Genomic DNA, 2409 nt, shown 5'->3' on the forward strand with positions numbered 1-2409 from the left:
GCGAGTGGGCAGGGGCATTCGAACTCCGACTGGACAGGGCCTGATTATGATTTCCGTCTCATGCCCGAGTTACCCGAAGTCGAAGTCACGCGCCGCAGCTTTGCTGGTGCCATCCAGGGGGCCCGGGTGACCGGCCTTCGCCTGGGAAAACCCTTGCGCTGGCCACTCGGCGTCGACCCCGAAACACTGCTCGGCAGCCGCGTCGGCAGCACGCAAAGAAGGGGTAAATATTTGTGGCTGCCGCTGGAAAAAGGCGATGCCGGGCCGCCCCAAATCGCCTTGCTCCCCTCGGGGGGCGGGCTGGGCGCCGCTCAGCCCTTGGGGCCGACAAGTGCCGGGGGCTTGTTGATGCATCTGGGAATGTCGGGTTCGCTGGCCTTTCTCGACACGACACCCGCGCCCGGCGCGCATGATCATTTCGACCTGCACACCGACCATGGCCTGCTGCGCCTGACCGACCCGCGCCGCTTCGGCGCCGTCGTCTGGGGCGCCGCACTGGATGCCGAACCTGTGGCCACGCTGCTCGGCAGCCTGGGCCTGGAGCCCTTCGACGAGCGATTCGACGGCCTGCACCTGCATGCGGCGCTCAGCGGCCGGCGCGTGTCCATCAAGCAGGCGCTGCTGGCAGGCGACATCGTCGTCGGCGCTGGCAATATCTACGCCTGTGAGGCGCTGTTCATGGCCGGCATCGACCCGCGCCTGCCCGCCGGCAAGCTGAGCCGCCCGCGTGCCGACAAGCTCGCCGCGGCCGTGCGCACGGTGCTCAGCCAGGCGCTGGAAGCCGGTGGCACGACGCTGCGCGACTTCCGCGATGCCCATGGTGTGGCCGGCAGCTTCCAGATGCAGGCGCAGGTCTATGGCCGCGAAGGCGAGGCCTGCCGGCGTTGCGGCACCGCCATCCGGCGCATCGTGCAAGGCGCACGGTCCACCTTCTTCTGCCCCCAATGTCAGAAACGCTGATCGCCGACTTCGGCAAGACCGTAGTCGCCTGGCAGCGCCGCCATGGCCGTAACACGCTGCCATGGCAGAACACGCGCGACCCCTATCGCGTCTGGCTGTCGGAAGTCATGCTGCAGCAAACCCAGGTCGCGACGGTGCTGGGCTACTACGAACGCTTCCTGGCGCGCTGGCCCAAGGTCACCGACCTGGCCGCGGCGTCGCTGGACGAAGTGCTCGCGCAATGGGCCGGCCTGGGCTACTACAGCCGGGCGCGCAATCTCCACGCCTGCGCCAGGGCCGTGGCCGATCTGCATGGCGGCGAGTTCCCAGGCACGGCTGCAGCCCTGCAGACGCTGCCCGGCATCGGGCGCTCCACTGCCGCAGCCATTGCGGCCTTCTGCTTTGGCGAGCGCGTCGCCATCCTGGACGGCAACGTCAAGCGCGTGCTGTCGCGCGTGCTGGCATTCAGCGGCGATCTCTCCAGCAGCGCCGCCGAGAAGAAGCTGTGGGACCGTGCCACCGAGCTGCTGCCCGAGCGCGACGTTGACCGCTACACCCAGGGCCTGATGGACCTCGGCGCGACGATCTGCAGCACGCGCTCGCCCGACTGCCTGCTCTGCCCCGTGCAGCCCATGTGCCGTGGACAGCAGGAGGGCGATCCGACGCGCTTCCCGGTCAAGACCAGGAAGCTCAAGCGCGGCCGTCGCGAGAACTGGTGGCTGTGGGTTGAGAGCGTCGAGGGCCGGGTCTTGCTGCAGCAGCGACCTGACACCGGCGTCTGGGCGAGCCTGTGGACGCTGCCAATGTTTGACGACGAGGCCAGCGCCCGAGCGGCCCTGCCGGGCGGCGAGCTGGAGACGCTGCCGCGGCTGCAGCACGCGCTGACGCACTTCGATTGGGTGCTGCACACGCTGCGGGCCGAGGCAGTTGAGGGTATGACTCCTGGCGGCACTTGGGTGGCGCGGGAGAAACTGGTGGATTACGCGCTGCCTGCGCCGCTGAAGAAGTTGATCGAGGGAGACTGAGCCATGAAACCACACATCAAGAGCGGCATCGAGTACGCGGTCATCACCCTGCTCGTCGCCGGCCTGTGCCTGTGKCAGATCATCAGCAGCACGCAGGACGGCGAGCCGCCGGCGTCGCGGCTTGTCCTGCTGGGTCTGGGTCTCGTCGTGGCGGGCACCATGCATTGCGTTTTCATGATGCAGCTGGTGCGCCGTACGGGCCGCGCCTTCATGCCTTGGTTCATTGCCATCGTCGTTTTCATGCCCATCGGCACCGCCGTGCTGCTCGCCTTGCTGCTGGGCGAGGCCGAGCCGTCTGAAAGTTGACAAAACAGGGGTTGCACACGCATTGCCTGCCCACGGCGAAAGGGGCACAGTCCCTCGAACAACGACAAGGGGACAGCCGTGGATGGACTGAAGAATCTGCGCGTCGGAACGCGCCTGGGATTGGCGTTCTTCGTGTTGC

At 67.5% G+C, this 2409-nt stretch carries 3 protein-coding genes; all 3 read left to right on the top strand.

What is annotated here, in order from left to right:
• The first annotated feature begins 60 nt into the window (after positions 1-60).
• The 3 genes from mutM to ACXJKR_RS29970 are packed head-to-tail and all read left to right on the top strand — an operon-like array spanning position 61 to position 2270.
• The gene (mutM, locus tag ACXJKR_RS29960; protein WP_457325942.1) at positions 61-960 is read left to right on the top strand and encodes a bifunctional DNA-formamidopyrimidine glycosylase/DNA-(apurinic or apyrimidinic site) lyase; all 900 of its coding nucleotides are present in this window, start codon (positions 61-63) and stop codon (positions 958-960) included.
• Entirely contained in the window at positions 945-1964 is a 1020-nt protein-coding gene (mutY, locus tag ACXJKR_RS29965; RefSeq protein WP_457325943.1) for an A/G-specific adenine glycosylase, read from the top strand. The genes mutM and mutY overlap by 16 nt, the downstream gene beginning before the upstream one ends.
• 3 nt (positions 1965-1967) lie before the next feature.
• Positions 1968-2270 carry a hypothetical protein gene (locus tag ACXJKR_RS29970; protein WP_457325944.1) on the top strand — a complete coding sequence of 101 codons (303 nt, stop codon included), beginning with the start codon at positions 1968-1970 and terminating at the stop codon, positions 2268-2270.
• Positions 2271-2409 lie beyond the last annotated feature (139 nt).

The sequence above is a fragment of the Roseateles sp. P5_E11 genome, from assembly GCF_054049355.1.